Genomic DNA, 20,832 nt, shown 5'->3' on the forward strand with positions numbered 1-20,832 from the left:
AAGAGACGGACCGGCCACGGGGCCGGTCCCGAGAATCTACCAGCGTCAGCGCGCCAGCGTAAAGGAGCGGACCGAACTGTTCTTTTCGTAGAACCGGCCGTTTTCGAACTGCTCGGCGACGATCATCCAGTAGTAGTCGCCCGCGGGCAGGTCGCTCACCACCAGCTGGCCGCCGGGCAGATCGGCGCGATCGACGATCGGATGACTCAGGTCTTTGGTTTTGGCGAGCACGAAACGGAAGCGCGTCGGCACGTTGCTCTGGCTCACGAACCAGCGGAATTCGTAGTCGTGGCTGCCCGCGCGCTGCGCGGCCGAGGCATCGAGCCCGAGCTGACGGCGCTCGAACGCATAGACCTTCGGCAGGCCGTCGAGACCGTTGCCGTCGGTCGAGGCGATCCGCACGAAATACGTGCCGTCGGGCAAAGCGCCGAAATCCGCGTGCGGCGCGCTCACGCGCATGTCGCGCACGAGATCGAGCTGGTCGGCGTCGTGCGAAATCTGCAGGCGATAGCCGACCGCGTGCTCGGCCGGCGCGAGATCGAACGCGACGGTCTTGCCGTCCTGCACGCGCGCGGGCTGCAGCAGTGCCGGCGCCGGCAACAGCTCGACCGGACTGCCGACCGCGCCGCCCGCATGCGTGATGTTGCCGAAGCTCGCCTTGACCAGTTGCTCGGACGCCTGCAGCGGCACACCCGGCGCCGGCGCGGCGCGCCGTCCACCCTGCGCGCCCTGCGCGGCCGGATCGACGCCGACCGCGCCGTCGAGCACCGCGACCGAAGTGGTCTGCGCGCCGCCGTCGTAATCGACGCGAAAACGCGTGCCGCGCACGCCCGCGACCACCGACGGCGAGCGGATCTGGAAGCGGTCGTCGGGCCGCGTCGCATGCGTCACCTGGCTCTCGACTTCGCCGCGATGCAAATCGAAAACGCGGTCGCCCGTGCCGGTCAGCACGGTGTGCCGCAATTTCTCGATGTCGAGTTCGCCGTCCTGCGCGACCGTGACGTACGAGCCGTCGGGCAGTTCGAGCGTGGCGAAGCCGTTCGTGCCGGTGCGTACGCGATCGCCTTCGGCAAGCGTCGTGCCGGTCTTGAGCGGCAGGTACGGGCTCGTGCCGAAGGCGTGCTCGACCGGTCCGCTCATCGCGACGACACGCGCCGTGTCCCGATCCTGGCGAAGCTTGTCGGTCGGCAGACGCAGCACGATGCCGGCCGGCATGCGGCGCGGCGCGGGTACGTGATTAAGGCGGCTCAACAAGGCCCAGTCGGCGGGATCGGCCATATAACGGCCGGCGATGTCGTACAGCGTGTCGCCCTCGTGGGTCGTGTACGACACGTAAGCAGGCGGCGCCTTGACACCGGCTGGCGCGCCACTCGCGCGCGCCTGCGCGGCGGCGCTCCCGCCGATTGCGCTCGTTGCCATCAGGCAGGCCAGCGCGAGCCACGCGGTGGAGCGGCGGCCCGGCATGGCAGCGCGGGTGCGCGCTGCCGTATCCACGAAAACCGTCACGCCTCCCCCGCTTCGGAACGTTCCGCGGCGGCCGGCGGCGCATCGGTTTCGATCCGCTCGAGGCGATAGCCGTAGCCGTAGATCGGCGTCAGACGGTAGCCCTGCTCCGGGCGCAAACCGAGCTTGCTGCGCAGCATCGAGACGTGGGTGTCCATCGTGCGCGACGGGATGTCGGTGGCCTGCTTCCAGATCACGTCGAGAATATGCGCGCGCGACAGCGGCCTGCTCAGGTGCTGGAACAGCAGCAGCGCAAGCTCGAACTCTTTCTGCGTGACGGCGACCGGCGTGCCGCGCACGACGACGTGCTTGGCGCCGAGGTCGAACTCGAAGTCGCCGAAGACTTCCTTGCTCGCCGGGGGCTTCAGATAGTAGGCGCGGCGCAGCAGCGAACCGACGCGCGCAAGCAGTACCGCGGCGGAGACGGGCTTGACGAGATAGTCGTCCGCGCCGGTATTCAGGATCGAGGTGATGTCGGTTTCGCGGCCCCGGCTCGTCATGAACAGAACCGGCAGGCGCTCGGAGAGGCTTTCGCGCACCCAGCGCAGCACCTCTTCGCCGGACATGTCGGGAACGTTCCAGTCGAGCACGAGCAGATCGAACGTCTGACGCCGCAGCTGGCGCACCAGTTCTCTGCCCGCACCAAAGGCGTGGCAGACATGCCCCGCCGCCGACAGCGTTTGACAAACAAGATCGGCCTGGGCCGAATCATCATCGAGGACTGCAATTCTCATAACACCCCACAACGCAATAGCGCCTTTCCTGGCGGGTCGCCGGCTAACCGGCAGAGCGCCGGGATGACGGTGCGAACCGCCGATCCGGCTTCCCCAAAAAGAGTCCGGCTGCTATTCCTGAATAAATGGTCCTTTGCCTTCGCCCCCGTTTCGCACTGCTTTCGCATAAGCTCGAAATCAGCGCATAGACGAAATTGCATTCGATTATGCGGGGCAGATCATCATAATCGAAACCCTCTTTTTCCGGCTGCCGTGTGGCGGCAATCCGTCGCGAAAAAAACCTGATTGAAAGCGTCCTACGCGTTTTTCTTAGATTTTCCTATGACCGCCGGTGTATGCCGGAGTCCCGGGAAATGCACGTGCTCAAGACTGTTATCGTTGCCGGGAAAGTGTTTGGCCCCGTCTGCAAATCCCCTTTCAGCCAGTTCGTGAAAGAACTTCGATTTAACAATTTGTTGGCTAGTATAGGAATAGTCTCAAGATAAATGGTTTAAACATTGTCAGATTTCGTTGAAACTTCGTGTCGCCGAATGCCTCCGCGATCGACTCGCAAGAACGCCGATACCCGTTGGCTTGCGCGAGATCGAACGAGGGATCGGAATTGATTCGGATCGGGCAGGAAGCAGCGAAAGACCAGGATGGCCGGCGGCCGGTCGATAAAAAAAGCGGCGGCGCCTCACCGAGGTAACGCCGCCTCAAACACTACACACGCTCGCCGGGGTCTAGCCGCACGAGTCACGCCACGGTAGCCGCGACGACATTCGCGCTCAAGAGGAAAGAACTGCCTTTGTAACCGCTCGCGAGATAACTCTTACCGGCTCCACGGCGGACGACGGCGCCGAAGGTCGGTGCCATATGCGTCCGATCTTGATATGAGCAGACCCCGTCTCGCGCATCGACTTACATTAAACTTACGTATGTAAGAGTTTTGTTACAACTTGCCTTCGCGCTCCGGGGTTCCGATCTCACGCCGTCGGCTTCCCTCACCTCGCGCCTTCGATCTCCGGCATCGGCGCGAACAGTGCCTCGAGGTCGTCGTCGGAGAATTTCGCCGTGCCGGCGGCGTCTTCCGCGAGGATGCTGTCGGCCAGCACGGCCTTCTGCTCCTGCAACGCCACGATCTTTTCCTCGATGCTGCCCGCCGCGATCAGCTTGTAGACGAACACCGGCTTGTCCTGGCCGAGCCGGTGCGCGCGGTCGGTGGCCTGATTCTCGGCGGCGGGGTTCCACCACGGGTCGTAGTGGATCACCGTGTCGGCGGCGGTCAGGTTCAGCCCCACGCCGCCCGCTTTCAGGCTGATCAGGAAGAGCGGCACGTCGCCCTGCTGGAACCGCTCGACGGGCGTCACGCGATCGGCCGTGGTGCCGGTCAGCATCACGTAGGGAATCGCGGCTTCGTCGAGCGCGGCGGCAATCAGCGCGAGCATGCCGGTGAACTGCGAGAACAGCAGTACGCGGCGCCCTTCTTCGATCAGCTCGGGCAGCATCGACAACAGCAGATCGAGCTTGGCCGAGCGCATCTGGCGCTCGCCACGCGCGGCAGCGCCGCCGGCCACGCCGGCTGCGGCGACCAGCCGCGGATCGCAACACACCTGGCGCAGCTTCAGCAACGCGTCGAGCACGATGATGTGGCTGCGCGCGAGCCCCTGTGCGCTGACCGCCGCGCGCACCTTTTCCTGCATGGCGATACGCACCGTCTCGTACAGATCGCGCTGCGCGCCTTCGAGATCGACCGGGCACACGATCGTGGTCTTGGCCGGCAGTTCCTTCGCGACTTCGTCCTTGCGACGGCGCAGCATGAACGGCCTGATGCGGCGCGCGAGCAGCGCGCGGCGCACGTCGTCGCCGTTCTTCTCGATCGGATTGCGCCAGCGCCGCGTGAAGTCCTTCTGGGTGCCGAGAAAGCCCGGCAGCAGAAAATCGAACTGCGACCATAGCTCGCCGAGATGATTTTCGAGCGGCGTGCCCGTCAGACACAGCCGATGCCGCGCGCGCAACCCGCGAATCGCCTGCGCGGCCTTGGTGGACGCGTTCTTCACGTACTGCGCTTCGTCGAGAATCAGCAGGTGGTAGTCGTGTTCGGCCAGCACCTTCTGGTCGCGCCACAGCAGCGCATAGGTCGTCAGGATCAGCTCGTGTGCGCCGATCTGCTCGAAGCGCTCCTTGCGTTGCGGCCCGTTGAGCACGAGCACCTTCAACTCCGGCGCGAAGCGGCGCGCTTCCTCGCGCCAGTTGTGCACGAGCGTGGTCGGCACGACGATCAGCGCGGGACGCGCAAGCCGCCCGGCTTCTTTCTCCGCGAGAATATGCGCGAGCGTCTGCACGGTTTTGCCGAGGCCCATGTCGTCGGCGAGCACGCCCGCGAGATCCTGCTCGCGCAGAAATTGCATCCAGTCGAGGCCCTGCTGCTGATACGCGCGCAACGCCGCCTTCAGACCGCGCGGCACCGGCACTGCGCGCAGCCCCGGCCCGGCTTGCAGACGGCGCGCGAGTTCGCGGATCGAGTCGTCGCCGCTGAATTGCCAGCGGCCGGTGTCGTCGAGCGCGGCGAGCCGGCCGGCATCGACGGCGGCCACGCGCAGCGGCGCGCCTTCGGCGAGCGCGCCGCCGAGCGAGTCGAACAGATCGACGAGCACGCGCACGACCGGCTTCAGGCGATCGGCGCGCAGCCGCAGCCGCTTGTTTTCCTCGGTCTTCAGCTCGATCGGCTCGCTGTCGCCGATCGTTTCGAGCGCGCCGCCAAGCCAGCGCCGGTCGCGCCGGAACAGGTCGGCAAGCAGCGGTTCGAGCCGCACGTTGCGCTCGCCGACGCGAATGCCCATCTCGAGATCGAACCAGCCGTCGCCGGCCTCGCGCGCGGTGCCGTCGATCGCGTCGATCTCGATCACGTTGTAGCGGAATTCCGGCGCCATCGTCACGCGCCAGCCCTTGGCGACGAGCTCGGGCACCGCGTCGTTGACGAACCCGGACCATGCATCGGCATCGGGCAGACCGAGCATCGTGTCGGGCAAGAGGCGCGACGCATAGACGCTGCGCGTCGGCACCTTCTGCAGACCGGTCTTGCGCAGTTCGAGCAGGCGCTTTTTCTCGGCCTCGTAGTGGCGGCGGATATGGATCACGTCGCCGCCCGGCAGCGGCACGAGCGTCACACTGCTGTCGGCGTTGATGCTGACGCCGTCGTAGTCGAAGCTCACGGCGGCCAGTTCGAGCGCCGCCGACTTGCGCGGGCCCGCCGCTTTCGCCGCCTTCGCCGCTTTTGCGCCCGCGGCCTCATGGCTGTCGAGCGTGAGCACCGGCACCGGATCGACGTCGATCACGCGCAGCGCGGACGCCTCGTGAGTGGGCGGCGGCGGCAGTTCCGGCGCCACCTCGCGCAATACCGACGCGACGAGCGGCGCCTCGGCGAGCGAGATCGGCGGCATGGCGAGGTAATCGGGCAACTGCTGGAACGGCAGCGAGAGCGGCACGATACCGGCCTCGTGCGCGACGCCGTCGACGTACCAGACCGGCTCGGTCGGCAGCACCATGCTCGCGCGCGGCTCGGTGCGCAGCACCGGACGCAGACGCCGGTCGGCCAGCGGCTCCCATTCGATGCGGCCGGGCCGGTCGGCGGCGCGCGCGAGCGGCCTCGGCCCCGCCTCGCCCGGTGCGGTTCCGAAGTCGAAGAACAGGCGGCCGGTCAGGATCAGCTTCTGCAAGGTCTCGGCGCCGCTCGCGCCGCGCAGCACGAACTGGCCGAAATCCTCGCGCGAGCGGCCAAGCCACAGGCCGCGCAGGATCGACAGGTCTTCGTCGGACACGAAGCGAGGCTGCTTCAGAAGCGCGGCCTCGACGTCGTCCCAGGTCTCGCCGATTTCGACGATCGTGCCGTCGGCCGCGCAGCGGGCGCGGTGCAGCACGACTTCGTGGCGCATCTGAAAACGCGACCAGTTGAGCCGGTAGACCAGCGTTTCGGAGCGGGCGGCGCCCGCCTTGCGCACCTCGGCTTTCTTCGCGGCGGCATCGGCCGCCTGCGAGCGGGCGCGAAAACGTTCAAGCCAGCTCACGAGTTCCGGACGCACGCTCGACGACGGCTCGCCGGGCGCGACGATCGTCGGCTCCGCGACGGAAGCATCCGCCCTGCGCTCGCCGCTCTCTTCTTCCACCTGCGTGATGTGATCCATCTCGTCGTGATAGTCGAGTTCCGCGAGCAGCAGCGCCGCGACGTGCTTGCAATCGCGGCCGACCGGGCACGTGCAGTCGCTTTGCGCCCACGGCGAACCGCCGTCGGTGCGAAAACGCACGCGCGTCCGGTACGGCCGCGGCCGCGAGCCCTGCACGTCGCCGCTCAGCGTCGCGCCCTGCCACGTCACGTTGCTGACCGCGCCTACCGAGCGCGCTTTCGCGACCGTCCAGTCACCGAGCCATTCCGTAATGCTTTCCCGATCGAAGAAAACTGACGACATCCGCGTGCATTCCTGTTCAAACCGGCGAAGGCAGGCGCGACCGCCCGGCGACGTGGTCCGGCGGCGCTTGCCTGTGCTCGCTTGCGATAGCCCGCCATTTTACGCGTCGAACAGACGTGGCCGTATCGGCCAATCGCAGCGGAAATCGCCCCGGCTCCTGCCCGGACCCGCTCAGCGGAGCTTCGCCCCTCTGCGCGGCAGCGCGGCATCGGCGCGGCGCGCCACGCCCTGCCGCTCCTCGAACCGATCCACCTTGAAGCAACGCCCCGCCGCCCACTCGGCCTGAAGCGCGTCGCGCACCCCGAGCAGTACACGGCGCTGCTCGTCGAGCCGCGTGCGCAGCGCATCGATTTCGCCGAGCCTCCGATCGATCCGTCCGAGCAGTCCGTCCTGCGAAAAATCCCCCATTTCCTTGATCGCCGTCTGCATTTCGTCCAGCGTAAAGCCGAGCTTTTGCGCCAGTTGAATCTGCTTGAGCCGCTCTTCCGCCGATTCGTCGTAGATCCGGTAACCGTTCGCCCCGCGCGTGGCCGCAGGCAATAAGCCGCGCTGTTCGTAGAAACGGATTGCCGAAGCGGCCATGCCGGTGCGCGCGGCCAGTTCTCCAATCTTCATCTGACTTGACCTTCAAGTGAACTTGAAACCTAGTATAAGCGCCGTTTCCAAGACGAAAAGGCCGCCCGATGGTATCGCCATTGTTCGCTCCGCTTCCTCTCCCCAACGGTCATACCCTGCCGAACCGCATCGCAAAAGCCGCGATGGAAGAAAATCTGGCCGACGCCGGACAACTGCCGGGGCCCGCGCTCTGGCGTCTCTACGCCGCGTGGGGAGCGGGCGGCGCCGGCCTGCTGATTACCGGCAACGTGATGATCGACCGGCGCGCCCTGACCGGTCCCGGCGGTGTCGTGCTGGAGCGCGGCACGCCTCTCGAACCGTTCAGGCGCTGGGCCGAAGCAGCGCGGCGGCACGGCGCGCGCACATGGATGCAGATCAATCACCCCGGCCGCCAGGTCATCGCGGCGCTGGGGCATGACGCCTGGGCGCCATCCGCGATCGCACTCGACCTCGGGCGCCACAGCAAGCTTTTTGCTCGGCCGCGTGCCATGACTGCCGGCGAAATCCACGAGGTCGTCGAGCGTTTCGCCGATACCGCGGCGGCGGCTCAGGCGGCCGGCTTCGACGGCGTCGAAATCCACGCGGCACATGGCTACCTGATCTCGCAATTCCTGTCCCCCTTGACCAATCGACGCGACGACGCATGGGGCGGCTCACTCGAGAACCGCGCGCGGCTGCTGCTGTCCGTCGTGCGCGCGGTGCGCGAGCGCGTCGGCACGGCATTCGGCGTCGCGGTCAAACTCAATTCCGCCGATTTCCAGCGCGGTGGATTTTCCGAGGATGACGCCCGGCAAATCGTGCTGTGGCTCAACAACGAAGCCGTCGACCTGGTCGAGCTTTCGGGCGGAAGCTACGAAAGTCCTGCCATGCAGGGACGTACCGCGGACGGCCGCACGCTGGCCCGCGAAGCCTACTTTCTGAGGTTCGCGCGCGAGATCGCCGCCGTGGCCTGCATGCCCGTCATGACGACCGGCGGCATCCGCCGGCAGGCAATCGCGGAATCGGTGCTCGACGCGGGCGTCGCGGTTGTCGGCATGGCCACCGCGCTTGCATCCGTGCCGGACCTGCCGCAACGCTGGCATGACGGTCAGCCGGTCGATGCGCCGCTCGTTGCGGTCCGCTGGCAAGACAAGGCAGCGGCCGGGCTCGCGACCATGGCGCTCGTGAAGCGCCGGCTTTATGCCATCGCCGCGGGACGTCGTCCCCGGCGTTCGTATTCGGCCGTCTACAGTCTCGTTATTGATCGGATTCGCACACGAAAATTGGCCGCCCGATATCATGAATGGCGAAACGCCAATCGATAAACGCTATTCGTTCCTTTGACCCAACCCGATCTCATGCGCATGTTGCAGATGTCCTGATTCGATGCTCATTTCTTGCACCTGTCTGCTGCACGGCCCGATTGATATCGTTTCGATTTTCCTCGCATGGGGAACACAGCAAATAGAAAATCAAATGGCCAAAGAGAAAGTGACATGAATATCGACAAGTTCAAACAACAGCACATTGAGATCATGAGTACCGTGACGCAATTGCGCAGCCTCAGTCAAGCCGGCGTTGTGGAACACGCCGCGGAGATCGCAAGGCAGATTGTCTCCATGAGCGCCACCATCAAGCTGCATTTGTCGGTCGAGGACGCGGTGCTGTATCCGGCCTTGCAGAAATCGTCCGACCGGTCGCATGCGGTATTGGGCCATCGCTACCAGGCGGAAATGGGGGATCTGAGCGCGGCCTACATGAAGTTTGCCGGCAAATGGCTGTCCGCTCGACGCATCGCCGACGACGTCGACGGCTTCCGGTCCGAAGCGAACCTGGTATTCAAGGCGCTTCACGAGCGGATTCAGAAGGAAAATATCGAGCTGTATCCTACGCTGGAAAAAATATAACCGGCTATTCCGTGGTCTCAAACGGACTGTCGTCACGCCCCTCGCTATAGGTACAGCTGCCTGTGCCTATAGCGAGGGGCGTGAGGTGCCTGCCATAGAGAAAACGAATACGCTACGGAATCCGAAGCGTTCGGGCGGTCCATCGGTTCCGTGCGCGTGATGGATCGCACCGATGTCCACTCTGCGGATCTCCGCACGGAAAAGTTCGCCCTGAACTTCAATTGCCGGAATAGATCGACCGCAGACCGGGGATTTCGCCTGTATTGCCCCGCACGGCTACGCCGGACTGCGACGATCCACTAACACGGCCGCCTACGTCCGTCGCCGACGTCCCGACGTGGCCGCTGGCGATCCGGCTCTGCGCTTCCAGAAGTTTTGTCGGGTAAGACGCGTCGGTATCGCCGTCGTATCCGGCCTGCCGAAGCTGGGCCAGTTCGCTGCGAACCTCGGCGCGAGTGACGGAATGCCCGGATTGGGCAAATGTCAGCGCCGGAACAAACGAGAGTGCCAGAAGGGAAAAAACGAGTCTGCGTTTCATGATCGATACCTCATTGGAAAAGGTGATATAGCTGACGACTTGGCTGTGCTTCGTCGTGGTTCCCAGTGTAGGCAGCAGTATTCCGCTGTTTAAGCGGCACGACGGATACTCACCCTTTCATCCGATGCCGGTAATCGAGCACAGCGTCGCTCAACGGCAGCAATGCTCATTCTTGACATAAACGTCAAAAATGAGCACTATACGTCCATGCCGGATTCGCTTCGGCGCTTTAGCAGGAACGTCTGTCATGGACACCATTCAAAGCATGCGCATGTTCGTTCGCGTCGTCGAAGCCGGCACCTTCACTGCCGTCGCGCATGAAAACGATACGACCACGGCCCAGATCTCGCGCGCTGTTTCGTCGCTGGAGAAGCAGTTGCAGGCCACGCTGCTCCGCCGCAGCACCCGCCATCTCTCGCTGACCGAAGCGGGAGCGCGCTATTACGAGCGCGTCAAGGCCATCCTTGCCGATGTCGATCTCGCACACGCCGAGGCACGCAGCATGGTGACCACGCTCTCGGGCCATCTGCGCGTGCATTCGTCACCCGGGCTCGCCCAGCGTTTCGTCACCGCATCGCTGCTCGCCTATCAGGCCGATCATCCCGACGTAACGGTCGAACTCGGCGTCGAGCAGGATGTGCCGAACCTTGTCGAAGACGGCTACGACGTATCGCTGATATGCGCGTCGCAACTCGCGGATTCCGGCTATGTCGCCCGCATTCTCGGAACGACGCATTCCGTGCTCGTCGCCTCGCCGGCGTATCTTTCCGCGCATGGCGAACCCGGCGAGCCGGCCGATCTTGCGAACCACACACTGCTGCGGTTTGCGAGTCCTATTGGGCCGGCCAACGAATGGCACCTCGAAAACGCGAATGGCGCCATGACGGTGCCCGTGAACGCGTCGCCGTTCCAGGTGAATACGCCCGATGCGCTCGCTCATGCGTTGCGTATGGGCACCGGCATCGGTGCGCTCGCGGTCTACAGCGTGTTCGACGATCTGCGCAGTGGCGCGCTCGTGAGGGTGCTTCCGCAATATCGGCTTCGCCCGTTTAACGTGTACGCGATATACGCTCCGGGACGTTACCCGGACGCCAAGGTTCGCACCCTGATCGAGCATCTTCGAACGACGATTCAGGAAGGACTGACACAGATGCAGCGCGAACTCGATGCGCTAACGGACACTCGGGCTCTGACTTCGCCAAAGATCGCTGCGCTGCCGGCAACGTCTGCGCCATTGCTCAGGGCCGTTGCGCGAGTGGCGTCCGCGTAACGCACGAAAGGACACGGCGGGAGAGGCGGCCGGTTCTCCCGCGCCAAGGCGCGCTGACACGCCGTATCCGCACACGATGAATCCGCGCCCGATGAAGCGCGCGGCAACATCACGCAACGTTGCATCCCCCACCTGGAATCGCAACACGCAATGTATATATCGCGGCCAGCCGCTTTCGGCTCATCAGATCTTCCGGCGGACCGTCGAACGTGCAACAAAACAGCGTCCGCCCGTCATGGCCGCCGAGTTGGCAAGCCACGGCGCGCCGGTCTCCCAGCGAAATCCTGTCCGTGACGACACCGCCGTCCAGAACACGGAGCACCTCCCCGGTATTGAAGCACGGCACCCATACGCCGCCTTCGCGATCGACGCAGATGCCATCGGGTTGATGCTCATTCAGGTCCGCATAGATGCGGCGCCCCGAAAGATTGCCCTTGTCATCCCGCTCGAAGCTGGTGAGGCGATTCGACCATGACTCCGCAACCACGAGTGTCCGCCCACCGTCCTTCAGTACCACGCCGTTAGGAAAATCCAATCCGCTTGCGGCGACGCGCGCCGAGCCGTCCGGTTCCACGACGTAGAGATCGGCAGGCGCTTTGCCGGCACCGCCAAAGAGATCGTAGCCAAAGTTTCCGACATAGACTCGCCCCTGCCCGTCTACGACCAGATCGTTCAGATCGGCGGGCGCGAGTGCGGACAAATCGGCGTGCAGCACCAGCTTGCCGTCGACGATACGCATCAGTTTCCGGTCGACCATCGACACGACGACCGGCGTGCCGTCCGGCAGAAAGCCGAGCCCCGACGGGCGATGCGGAACCTCGCAGACGACCTCGCGATCGCCCTCAACGGTAACGCGATAAAGCTTCATGTCCGCGATATCGGAAACCCAGAGATGGCCGCCGTACCAGCGTGGACCTTCGAGGAAGGCAAAATGGTCGGCGAGTAATTGAGCCGGTTCGGTTCTCATTCGTATGACATCCTGATCATTGGATTGCGCAACCTCCGCGCTGGCCAGATGGCTTTCGCGGTTATCCGGCGCTGAGGTCGGCCAGGGAGAAGCCGGATCGCGCGCGGCATACGCGCGATCCGGTGAGCGGGCGGATCAGATATAGCGATTCGCCCGCTCCGTAAACGCGCCGTAGCCGAGACGTGCTTCGAACACATCGGCAGGTTCGATATAAGCGTCGGTGCGGCTCGTATCCGACGAGCTTCGATAGGTTGCCAGCGCCGCCCCCAGCGATTTCGCCACGGCTTGCAGGCAGAATCCGTAATCGAGGACGATATCCGCGGCGCCGTCCCATTGGCTGCGATCGGTCACCGAGGGATGACCGATGGTGACGTATTTCGCGGGCACCATCCTGCGAATTCGCCGCAACGTTTCCGGCGTCGCGCCATTGGCGAAAATGTACTCGATGCCGATCTCCGCGAAGGCCCTGATACGGCGAATCGCTTCGTTCTCGTCTTGCAGCGCCCACATCGCATCGGTTCTTGCCATGATGATGAAGTCCGCGGAACTGCGCGCGTCGAGCGCCGCGCGCAGTCGCGCGAGCATCTGCTCGAGCGGAATCAGACGTTGCGGCAAATGGGTGTGTTTGCCGCCGGCGTGGTCTTCGATATGAATGGCCGCGACACCAGCCTGCTCGAATTCGCGTACCGTGCGCCAGATATTGCCGGGCTCGAAGAAACCGCCTTCGGCGTCGGCGATCACCGGCACCGAAACCGCCGAGACGACTTTTCGCGCATGGTCGACGAGCTGGTCCAGCGTCAGGCTGCCGACGTCGGGCATGCCGTAGGCGGCGGCCGCAGTCGCATAGCTGCCGACATAGACGGCGCCAAATCCCGCGCTCTCGACGAGCTTCGCGCTAAACGCGTCGTACGCACCGGGAATGACGAGGGCACGGGTTTCGTTCGCCGCGCCTCTGAGGACAGCCGATACTTCACCGGATTGTCGAATGGGTAGGAGTGTTGTCATTGCTTGAGCGCCTATCACGGGCGGCTGGAAGATAAAGACTGGAGATATTTGACAAGACCGCCCTCGCCGATGATCTGAAGCTCGGAAGCGCCGAACGGTTCAAACGGCAGCGAGCGCTCCGAGGTTCTGTTTCTGACGATGTTTTCGCTCCAGACCACTTCGAGCTGATCCCACCGCTGCGCGAATTCGAGAATGCCTGGGCAGGTAATCTGCGGAAATCCTTCCGCCATTTCGCCCCACCAGTAGCCCGGCGAAAACGACTCCGCGATGACGCAGGAAATGCCCAGATCGCGCATTGCGGTCATCGGGGGATAGTGAGGATGACCATAGCCGAAATTGTGGCCGCCGATCAGGATATCGCCCGGCTGAACGGTCGAGACGAAATCGGGGTCGATCGATTTCATCACGATGCGCCGCAATTCTCCGGCGTCCTGTATGCGGATATTCTTGACGCCGACAATCTGGTCGACGTCGTAGTCATCGTCGGGAAACACGAATGCAATACGCCCGCGAAGATTTTTCAGGCTCATGTTCGTTCTCACAGGTATTCGCGCGGGTCGGCAATACAGCCTTCGATCGCCGCGGCCGCGACAGCGCCAGCGTTGCAGAGAAAGATTTCCGCGTCGGCGCTGCCCATGCGTCCCGGAACATTGAGCGTGCCCGTGGAAACGGCGCGTTGTCCCGCGGATAGTGTTCCCATGCGTCCGTAGCAGTAGTCGCAACTGGGCGACGAGACAAAGGCGCCGGCTTCGACGAGCGCCGCGAGAATCCCTTCGCGCGCGGCATCGAGCATGATCTGCCGGGACGTCGGCACGATGTTGAGGTTGAATCCGTCGGCGACTGTCTGGCCACGCAGAACAGCCGCTGCCGCCCTCAGATCCTCCAGGCGTCCCGATGCACACGACCCCAGATATCCGGCCTGCACGGGCAAGCCGATGAAATCCCGCAGGTCGCGTGTGTTCGCGGGGCTGGGCGGCACGACGACAATGGGCTCGATCGCACTCAAATCGATTTCGTGAATCGCGGAGTAATGCGCGTCGGGATCGCTGTAGAGCGGCTCGATGGTCTTCCTTGCCCTCGGCAGGGCAACGCGCAGGCGCTCCTTGTCCGGATTCACGATGGCGGAAATGGCGCCGGTGAACATCGCAAGCCCGGTCAGCGTCTGCAACCCCTCGATCGAAAAGGCGTCGAGCCCCGCTCCCGCGAACTCCATGACCTTGAAACGGCAGCCGCCCGAGCCGATTTGCCTCACGATGTGATGCAACACGTCTCGCGCCATCACGCCCGCATTGAGCTTGCCTTTCAGGTCGATGCGAACGGTATGCGGCACACGCAGCGCAATGCGCTCGCGCGAATAGGCTTCGAGCATGTTCCGGTGAATGCCGAGCGCGAGGGTCCCGAACGTCCCCAACTGGCTGATATGCGGATCGAAATGGACGACCAGCGCGCCGGGAACGGCATAACCCTCCTCGGCGGCAACCTGGTGCCCGATGCCCTTTCGCTCGAAAAGCGCAACACGGTTCTCCGATGCCCACTGCCGGGTCTCGCCATGAAAGACCTCTTCGTCGGCCGAGATCGCGGGAACCATGTGATCGATGAAAAGCCCGAACCGGTCGGGCTCGGCGATCCGCTCGATGCCGAGGTCTTTCTTCAACTGGCTGAAGTACACATTCGTGTAGCCGGGGAAGTCGTATGCCAGCACGAAGTCCGGCTTGACCATCACTTCATCGCCCGGCGCAACCGAATCCAGGCCCGCTGCACGGGCCATGATTTTTTCGGTGATTGTGGAACCCATGGTCTTTCCTCTGAATAACTGCATTCGCTCGTTATGCGAATATCAGTGCGCAGATTATGTGGACCAATCACCTGGGGTTGAAGCGCAAAATATGAATTGCAGCTAGCAGCGTTTTAACTGGATCGAGTGAGATCCCCGCTGTTCAGGCCTTTCATGGAGTACGGCCCCGATTAACACTAAAACGGACAAGGTGTTTTTCCACCGAGCCCGTTTACCGATTCAAGCGTCCCGGCCGATGTTGCCGGCCGTGTTCGCGCTTCGTTTAGCCGTGATTCATTGAGGCAGGACGCCAGAACATGGCGTCATGCCTCGATATCGAGGTCGTGTGAGCCACGCCTCGCCCCTACTACCGTACGTTAGATCCTGACACCGCACATGCCGGCGATAATGGCTGCCGCAATAACGGCACTCACGGCCACACCGGCAAACCAGGCCCGGTTTACGATGCGTCGGTCCATGCCATGGGCATTGAGTACGACTCTGAAACCTGCAACGAGGTGGCCCAATACGAAGAACACGCCGAGTGCATAGTGCGGCAGCAGGCGAATGTTCCATGGGTCATGAATAAGACCCGTCGGCGCGCCGGTCGCGAAGTTCCAGTCGGTCGGAATGTGCAGATACCAACGCGCGTAGATGAAAACCGAGTTCATATGCCCCAGGATGAACAGGGAAAGATACGCACCTGAGGCGATCTGGAAAGTACGGAAGAAATCATGCCGTGTTTCGCTCCAGCGCCAGCTCAGATAGAGACCACTGACGATCTGGAACAGGAAGGCGGCAACCAGCACCGGCTCGACGAATCTGTCCCGATAGACAGACCGGCCGACATCCATGACCGCGGCATGCGCGCTCGGGCCGATCAACCCTGTCAGATGATTCCCCAGGTGGAAAAGCACATAAAAGCAGAGGATCACAGCGCTTACGCCGTGAGCGACCCGCCACTTTCCAAGACCCGGCGCCACGGTGCGGCGCGTTTCGTCGCCGGTATGACGGAGCGCGCCCACCACAGCTGCGATCCAGATGACACACCAGACCCAGGGATCCGGAATGGGACTGCTTAGCAAAGTCTGCACGACGCCGAGAAAGACATACAAGGTCGGTGCGACTACGCTGAAGTAGGCAAGACGACGAAAACCGGTATGAATGTGCGGCCGGCATGCGACTGCAATCCCGAGCATGGGCGCGGCAAAGGAGAACACCAGCACGAACGCCGCAGCGGCGATATCGACGACGGTCGGCGTCGTCCCGGGAGACCCGACCAGTACATGAAAAAGCATCAGCAGGAAGGGATAGGCTGCCGCGGCCAATGGCGCGATGAATACGGCCGGGTCGATGCTTTGCACCGCCAGGCGCCCAGCGCTCTCTATTGCATTCTCTTCTCTGACGAGCATGGTGTCATCCTGGAGTGAACGTTGTTTCATGAGTTAAAGCCATCAGCCCGGTTGGCCGTCGCGCCGTTCCAGCCGCACGGCGCCGATTCCTGCCGTATCCATGGTGGCGATCAGGGCATCACGCTCCGCGGCCAGTTGATCGTTGTCGAGAAACGCGGTGGCCTGCAAGGCGAAAAACTGCAGGGAGTTCAATCCCACACAGCCGAATGCAGCCGTCAGATAAGGCGTCAGAAAGTCCGGCTGTTTCGCGCGAGCGCCCGTGAAAACTCCGCCGGAAGCAATGCCGATATAAACCGGCTTGTCCTGCAGCAGACCGATCTTTTCCCCTGTCGGCGCGACGCCGATCGTGCGGCCCATCCGGAGAATCTGATCGATCCAGGCCTTGAGTACGGAAGGCACCGTGAAATTGTTCATCGGCGTACCCACGACCAGAATATCCGCAGCCTCGATCTCTCCGATCAACTGCTCCGACAGATGCGTGGCCGCATCCGCCTGCGCGGAAGCCAATGCTCCCGGCGAAGACAGCACCGTGGCATAGCCGGCCTCCGTATGAGGGATGGGATGGCGGCCCAGATCGCGGCGCACGACGGACACGGCGGAATCCACGGAGAGAAGTCGCGCGACGATGGCAGCCGAAAGTTTCCGGCTATGCGAGTCTTCCCTCGGGCTGCAATCGATGTGCAGGATTTTCATGACGCACTCTCCAGTGAATCGATAAACCAAAGTTGATGGGACGCGGAATTTCGCGTACCCAATGTAACACGGACTATAATTATCCTTGTTACTCTTTGCAAGTGCTTCTAGCGGAGCAGTGCATGCCCTTACCCCTGCGAACTACAGGTCGAGTACGAGCGTCCCCGATTTGCAGCCCGACACGCAGACTGTCATCACGGCATGGCTCGCGCGTTCAGCAGACGTCAGCACCGAATCGCGATGATCGGGCTCTCCTTCGAGCACGCGCGTCTTGCATGCGCCGCAAAGCCCTTGCGTGCAGCCATGCGCGACCTCGATGCCCTCGTCGAGCAGTGTCTGCAATAGCGACTTCGCGGGCGTCACCGCGAGCTTGCGCCCGGTGCGCCGCAGTTCGACTTCATAGCTCGACTGCTGCGTGGCCGGCAGATCGCGTGCAACAAAGCGCTCCACATGCGCATGCTCCCGCCCCAGTTCGGCACAGAGCCGCTCGAAGTCGTCGAGCATCGACGCCGGACCGCATGCATAGAAATGCGCATCCGCCGGACGGCTTGCCAGAAAGTGCCGCAGATCCACCCGATCCCCGTGCTCGTCATTGAAATGCCACGTCACCGGCAAACCGAATGCTTCGATCTGCTTGACGAATGCCGCATCGCTACGCGAACGCGCGCAATACAGCAGTTCGACCGGGCGCCCCAAGGCCATCAGGCGACGGACCATGCCGAGAATCGGCGTAATGCCGATACCGCCTGCGATCAGCACGCTATGCGCGGCGTCTTCGTGCAACGGAAAGTTATTGCGCGGCTTCGAAATTTCGATGGTCGAGCCCACGCGCAGGCCGTCGTGGATGTAGCGCGAGCCGCCCCGGCTCTCCGGCACGCGATAAACGCCCACCACGTAGCGCCCCGTCTCGCCCGGCGCATTGCAAAGCGAATAGCTGCGTACCATGCCGTCGGGCAAATGCAGATCGATATGCGAACCCGCGTCGAACGGCGGAAACGCCTCGTTTGCCTGCGGCGTCAATTCGATACTGACGATGCCCCTGGCCTCGCGATGGATCGCGCACACCGTCGCATTGAGCCGATCGCTTGCCACCGGCTTGCGCACGCGCGGCGGATGGTAGACGACCAGCATCTCGAGCGCGTCTTCACCGAGATTGCGGAACGAATGCGGCACGCCGGCCGAAATCGGGCTGACCGATCCGGCCTTCACGTCCTTGACTTCGTCGCCGACCGTCACCTCGCCGCGGCCGGACAGCACGTAGAACAGATGCGCGTGCGGCTCGACGTGCGTGGGCGAAGAACCGCCCGGTCCGACCGATGTTAGTTCGATGCTGTAGGCGTTGCCGGTATAGGCGGCATCGGTGAGGGTCTTGTAGCCGGACCGGTTGATGAACAGACCAGTCAACGGAACCCATGGCCGGTCATCGACGTGCCATGTTATCGGCCCGCTTTCCGCGGCCACGGTTGGACTGGGAACTTCGCGCGCGGCGTCGCTCATTGCGATCTCCTCTTCAATGGGGTTCTTTTCGCTGCGACTCGTCCATTACCGGGCTGCCTTCGCCCCGCCTGGGTTCGCAGCTATACTCGATCAATCGATCTCGGCAGTGATACTAGGAACTCGCCGAAAGTCGATCAAGATTGATTCTGAAAATCGACCATGAAACCGAAGAAGGATTTCCTGACCCGGGAGGAGGCACTCGCGACGCTAGGCGTAAAAACCGCGACGCTCTACACCTATGTGAGCCGTGGCCTGATTCGCAGCACCCCCGCGGAAGGCACGAACCGGCATCTCTATGCGCGGGAAGACGTCGAACGCTTCGCGGCACGCGGTCGTGGACGCCTGCCTCGCGCCGTCACGGCCGCGACGTCGATGCGCTGGGGCGAACCGGTGGTGATGTCGTCCATCACCAGCATCGAGGAGCGCGGCCCCGTTTACCGCAATCGTCCGGCCATCGATCTCGCCATGGGCGGGCATGCGTTCGAAGTCGTCGCGCACTTTCTCGTGACCGGCAACTGGCAGGAAGCCGAGGCCGACTGGCCCGCCGTCGATATGCCCGCCGATGTGGCAACCTTACTGCACGCTCATTCCCGCACGATGACTCCTGCCGACATCGGCCACTTCATGGCGATGCTCGCGATCGCGCTCAGTACGCGGGGACGCGACCAGCACGAAATAGCACACGGCGCCGCGATGCCCGCATTGAGGACGATGCTGGAAACCTTCGCGGGATGTTTCGGCTATCTGTCACCGGAAGGCAGCCATGCCGCGCGCAATCCGGGCGAGCGTCTCGCCGCGCACGCGCTGCGCGCGAGCGGCGCAGCGCTGACGCCGCAGGCCGTCGCGGCCGTCGACGCCACCCTGGTCGTACTCGCCGATCACGAACTCGCGCCAGCAACGTTCGCCGCGCGCGTGGCCGCTTCCAGCGACGCGAGCCTCTACAACTGCATCGCCTCGGCAATCGGTGCGCACGTCGGCTACGCGACGGGTGCGGGAACGGCGCGTGTCGAGACACAACTCTTCGAAACGTGTACCGAAAGCGCGCTGGAGGCGAAGCTCGAACTCGTGCGCAATCATGGCGTCGCGCTGTTCGGTTTCAATCATCCGCTGTACCCTCACGGGGACCCTCGCGCGGCGCTGATCCTTTCTCTCGCCGCGCGCTGCGGCGCCGATCGTCCGGACGTCGCGAACATGCTCAGGTTCGTCGAGCGCGTGAGAGCCGAGGCGGACATGACGCCGGGCCTCGCTCTTGCGCTCGTCACGCTCGCCCGCGCGCTGGATATGCCGCGCGGCAGCGCCGCGGCACTCTGGATTCTCGCGCGCACGGCCGGCTGGGGCGCTCATGTGGTCGAGCAACGCGCTCAGGCCTTCATGCTGCGCCCGCGCGCCAGGTACATTCCGGCCCCGCTCGCGGACGACTGAAGCGTTCGCCCCCGCTTCTAGATACGACCTGCGCCAATCTCCTGTGCCACATACGCACGCAGGCATTCCACCCATGCCTTGATCTTCGCGTCCAGGTACTTGCGCGATGCGTACATCGCGTAGATGGTCATGCTCTGCAGTTCGAATTCGGGCAGCACGCGCACCAGTTTGCCGCTCGTCAGCAACGGCACGGCGGACGGCATCGGCAGCGGTCCGATGCCCGCGCCGTACGCAAGCGCGCTCGCCAGCGCTTCGGGAGAGTTCAAGCGCAATCGCCCCGGCGGCAGATCGATTTCCGTCGCGCCGTCGGGACCGACGAAGTGCCAGCGGCTGACCGGCAAATACGGCGTAACCAGTTGCAGACAGGCATGAGCGGCCAGATCGTCCACCTTCTCGGGCGTACCCTCGCGCTCGACATAGGCCGGCGAAGCACACAGCACGCTCGGCATCGTACAGATGCGCGTGGAGACGAGCGCCGAATCGGGCAATTGCGTGCTGGTGATCCGCAAGGTCACGTCGAAGCCCTCGTCGATCAGATCCGGCGTCTCCTGAGAAAGCGTCAGATCGGCGCGTACATCGGGATAAGCCTCCAGGTAGCGAACCAACGCCGGGACCACATAAGTCTGACCAAAGCTCAACGGCGCATGAATGCGCAGCACGCCCGCCGGCAACGACTGCGTGGAACGTACCTCGTCCTCCGAAAGATCGATCAGCGAGCAGATCTCGTCGCAGCGCTGTAAATACTGGTTGCCGGCCTCCGTCATCGCAACGCGACGCGTCGTGCGGTGTAACAGCCGTGTGCGCAGGTGTACCTCCAGCTCCGAAATGGCGCGCGATGCCTGGGCGGTGGTGATCTCCAGTTGCCGTGCGGCGGCGGTGAAGCTCGAGGCTTCCGCCACCCGCTTGAAAATTTTTATGTTGCGCAGCAGATCCATGACTCTTCCTGGTTATCGCTTTGCGGCGCATACGGCAAGAATTAAGCCGGTCTGCGAAATCGCAAATGCACTTCGTCATCCTGTTTAACTGGACATCGACGAGAGGAGCTACGCGGGAAGTATATCCCATAACTGC

The 20,832-nt window shown here is 63.5% G+C and carries 18 protein-coding genes and 1 pseudogene; 5 read left to right on the forward strand and 14 right to left on the reverse strand.

Annotated elements, in window-relative coordinates:
• Nucleotides 1-45 precede the first annotated feature (45 nt).
• The 4 genes from F3J19_RS23640 to F3J19_RS23655 form a co-directional block, all read right to left on the reverse strand.
• Entirely contained in the window at nt 46-1,464 is a 1,419-nt protein-coding gene (locus tag F3J19_RS23640) for a FecR domain-containing protein (protein WP_167047198.1), read from the reverse strand.
• 38 nt (nt 1,465-1,502) lie between these two features.
• Nucleotides 1,503-2,237 carry a response regulator transcription factor gene (locus F3J19_RS23645; RefSeq protein ID WP_167046890.1) on the reverse strand — a complete coding sequence of 245 codons (735 nt, stop codon included), beginning with the start codon at nt 2,235-2,237 and terminating at the stop codon, nt 1,503-1,505.
• Nucleotides 2,238-3,220: 983 nt separating this feature from the next.
• On the reverse strand, nt 3,221-6,682 hold the full coding sequence (locus F3J19_RS23650; RefSeq protein WP_167046893.1) for a DEAD/DEAH box helicase: 3,462 nt from the start codon (nt 6,680-6,682) through the stop codon (nt 3,221-3,223).
• Nucleotides 6,683-6,853: 171 nt separating this feature from the next.
• Complete coding sequence (locus tag F3J19_RS23655) at nt 6,854-7,297, reverse strand: MerR family transcriptional regulator (protein ID WP_167046896.1); 444 nt, start codon at nt 7,295-7,297, stop codon at nt 6,854-6,856.
• Between the two features lie 68 nt (nt 7,298-7,365).
• On the opposite strand from F3J19_RS23655, the gene F3J19_RS23660 reads away from it, so the two are divergent.
• Together F3J19_RS23660 and F3J19_RS23665 are read left to right on the forward strand one after the other, a co-directional pair.
• The gene (locus F3J19_RS23660; RefSeq protein WP_167046899.1) at nt 7,366-8,601 is read left to right on the forward strand and encodes an NADH:flavin oxidoreductase/NADH oxidase family protein; all 1,236 of its coding nucleotides are present in this window, start codon (nt 7,366-7,368) and stop codon (nt 8,599-8,601) included.
• 171 nt (nt 8,602-8,772) lie between these two features.
• Nucleotides 8,773-9,183: a hemerythrin domain-containing protein gene (locus tag F3J19_RS23665; RefSeq protein WP_167046901.1), complete on the forward strand. Its 411-nt coding sequence runs from the start codon at nt 8,773-8,775 to the stop codon at nt 9,181-9,183.
• 217 nt (nt 9,184-9,400) lie between these two features.
• Here the strand turns inward: F3J19_RS23665 and F3J19_RS23670 are convergent, their stop codons facing one another.
• Nucleotides 9,401-9,721, reverse strand: coding sequence for a DUF4148 domain-containing protein (locus tag F3J19_RS23670; protein WP_167046904.1), 321 nt, complete (start codon nt 9,719-9,721; stop codon nt 9,401-9,403).
• Between the two features lie 247 nt (nt 9,722-9,968).
• Here F3J19_RS23670 and F3J19_RS23675 point away from each other — a divergent pair, with 247 nt between their 5' ends.
• Nucleotides 9,969-10,991 (forward strand): LysR family transcriptional regulator, encoded by a 1,023-nt coding sequence (locus F3J19_RS23675; protein ID WP_167046907.1) that lies wholly within the window; start codon nt 9,969-9,971, stop codon nt 10,989-10,991.
• A 109-nt stretch (nt 10,992-11,100) separates the two neighbouring features.
• Here F3J19_RS23675 and F3J19_RS23680 read toward each other — a convergent pair whose 3' ends face one another.
• From F3J19_RS23680 to F3J19_RS23695, 4 genes are all read right to left on the reverse strand, one after another.
• Nucleotides 11,101-11,958 (reverse strand): SMP-30/gluconolactonase/LRE family protein, encoded by an 858-nt coding sequence (locus F3J19_RS23680; protein ID WP_167046910.1) that lies wholly within the window; start codon nt 11,956-11,958, stop codon nt 11,101-11,103.
• A gap of 135 nt (nt 11,959-12,093) precedes the next feature.
• The gene (locus F3J19_RS23685) at nt 12,094-12,963 is read right to left on the reverse strand and encodes an isocitrate lyase/PEP mutase family protein (RefSeq protein ID WP_167046913.1); all 870 of its coding nucleotides are present in this window, start codon (nt 12,961-12,963) and stop codon (nt 12,094-12,096) included.
• A gap of 14 nt (nt 12,964-12,977) precedes the next feature.
• Nucleotides 12,978-13,493 carry a 3-isopropylmalate dehydratase gene (locus F3J19_RS23690; protein WP_167046916.1) on the reverse strand — a complete coding sequence of 172 codons (516 nt, stop codon included), beginning with the start codon at nt 13,491-13,493 and terminating at the stop codon, nt 12,978-12,980.
• Nucleotides 13,494-13,501: 8 nt separating this feature from the next.
• Nucleotides 13,502-14,551: an aconitase family protein gene (locus F3J19_RS23695; protein ID WP_240159188.1), complete on the reverse strand. Its 1,050-nt coding sequence runs from the start codon at nt 14,549-14,551 to the stop codon at nt 13,502-13,504.
• Between F3J19_RS23695 and F3J19_RS32755 the strand changes: the two genes are divergently transcribed.
• Nucleotides 14,552-14,776, forward strand: a complete 225-nt coding sequence (locus F3J19_RS32755; RefSeq protein ID WP_240159190.1) for a hypothetical protein — start codon at nt 14,552-14,554, stop codon at nt 14,774-14,776.
• 338 nt (nt 14,777-15,114) lie between these two features.
• Here F3J19_RS32755 and F3J19_RS23700 read toward each other — a convergent pair whose 3' ends face one another.
• The 4 genes and pseudogenes from F3J19_RS23700 to F3J19_RS32760 form a co-directional block, all read right to left on the reverse strand.
• On the reverse strand, nt 15,115-16,179 hold the full coding sequence (locus F3J19_RS23700; RefSeq protein ID WP_205193195.1) for a hypothetical protein: 1,065 nt from the start codon (nt 16,177-16,179) through the stop codon (nt 15,115-15,117).
• 12 nt (nt 16,180-16,191) lie between these two features.
• On the reverse strand, nt 16,192-16,842 hold the full coding sequence (locus F3J19_RS23705; RefSeq protein ID WP_167046922.1) for an NAD(P)H-dependent oxidoreductase: 651 nt from the start codon (nt 16,840-16,842) through the stop codon (nt 16,192-16,194).
• Between the two features lie 141 nt (nt 16,843-16,983).
• Complete coding sequence (locus F3J19_RS23710; RefSeq protein WP_345889852.1) at nt 16,984-17,934, reverse strand: PDR/VanB family oxidoreductase; 951 nt, start codon at nt 17,932-17,934, stop codon at nt 16,984-16,986.
• Between the two features lie 15 nt (nt 17,935-17,949).
• Nucleotides 17,950-18,339 (reverse strand): annotated as a pseudogene (locus tag F3J19_RS32760) (cupin domain-containing protein); the annotation flags it as partial.
• A 159-nt stretch (nt 18,340-18,498) separates the two neighbouring features.
• Here F3J19_RS32760 and F3J19_RS23715 point away from each other — a divergent pair.
• Nucleotides 18,499-19,761 (forward strand): citrate synthase, encoded by a 1,263-nt coding sequence (locus tag F3J19_RS23715; protein WP_240159192.1) that lies wholly within the window; start codon nt 18,499-18,501, stop codon nt 19,759-19,761.
• A 17-nt stretch (nt 19,762-19,778) separates the two neighbouring features.
• Here the strand turns inward: F3J19_RS23715 and F3J19_RS23720 are convergent, their stop codons facing one another.
• Nucleotides 19,779-20,696, reverse strand: coding sequence for a LysR family transcriptional regulator (locus F3J19_RS23720; RefSeq protein WP_167046928.1), 918 nt, complete (start codon nt 20,694-20,696; stop codon nt 19,779-19,781).
• Nucleotides 20,697-20,832: the final 136 nt, after the last annotated feature.

Origin of the sequence: Burkholderia sp. Ax-1724, assembly GCF_011752995.1 — a bacterium.
Taxonomy (GTDB): domain Bacteria; phylum Pseudomonadota; class Gammaproteobacteria; order Burkholderiales; family Burkholderiaceae; genus Paraburkholderia.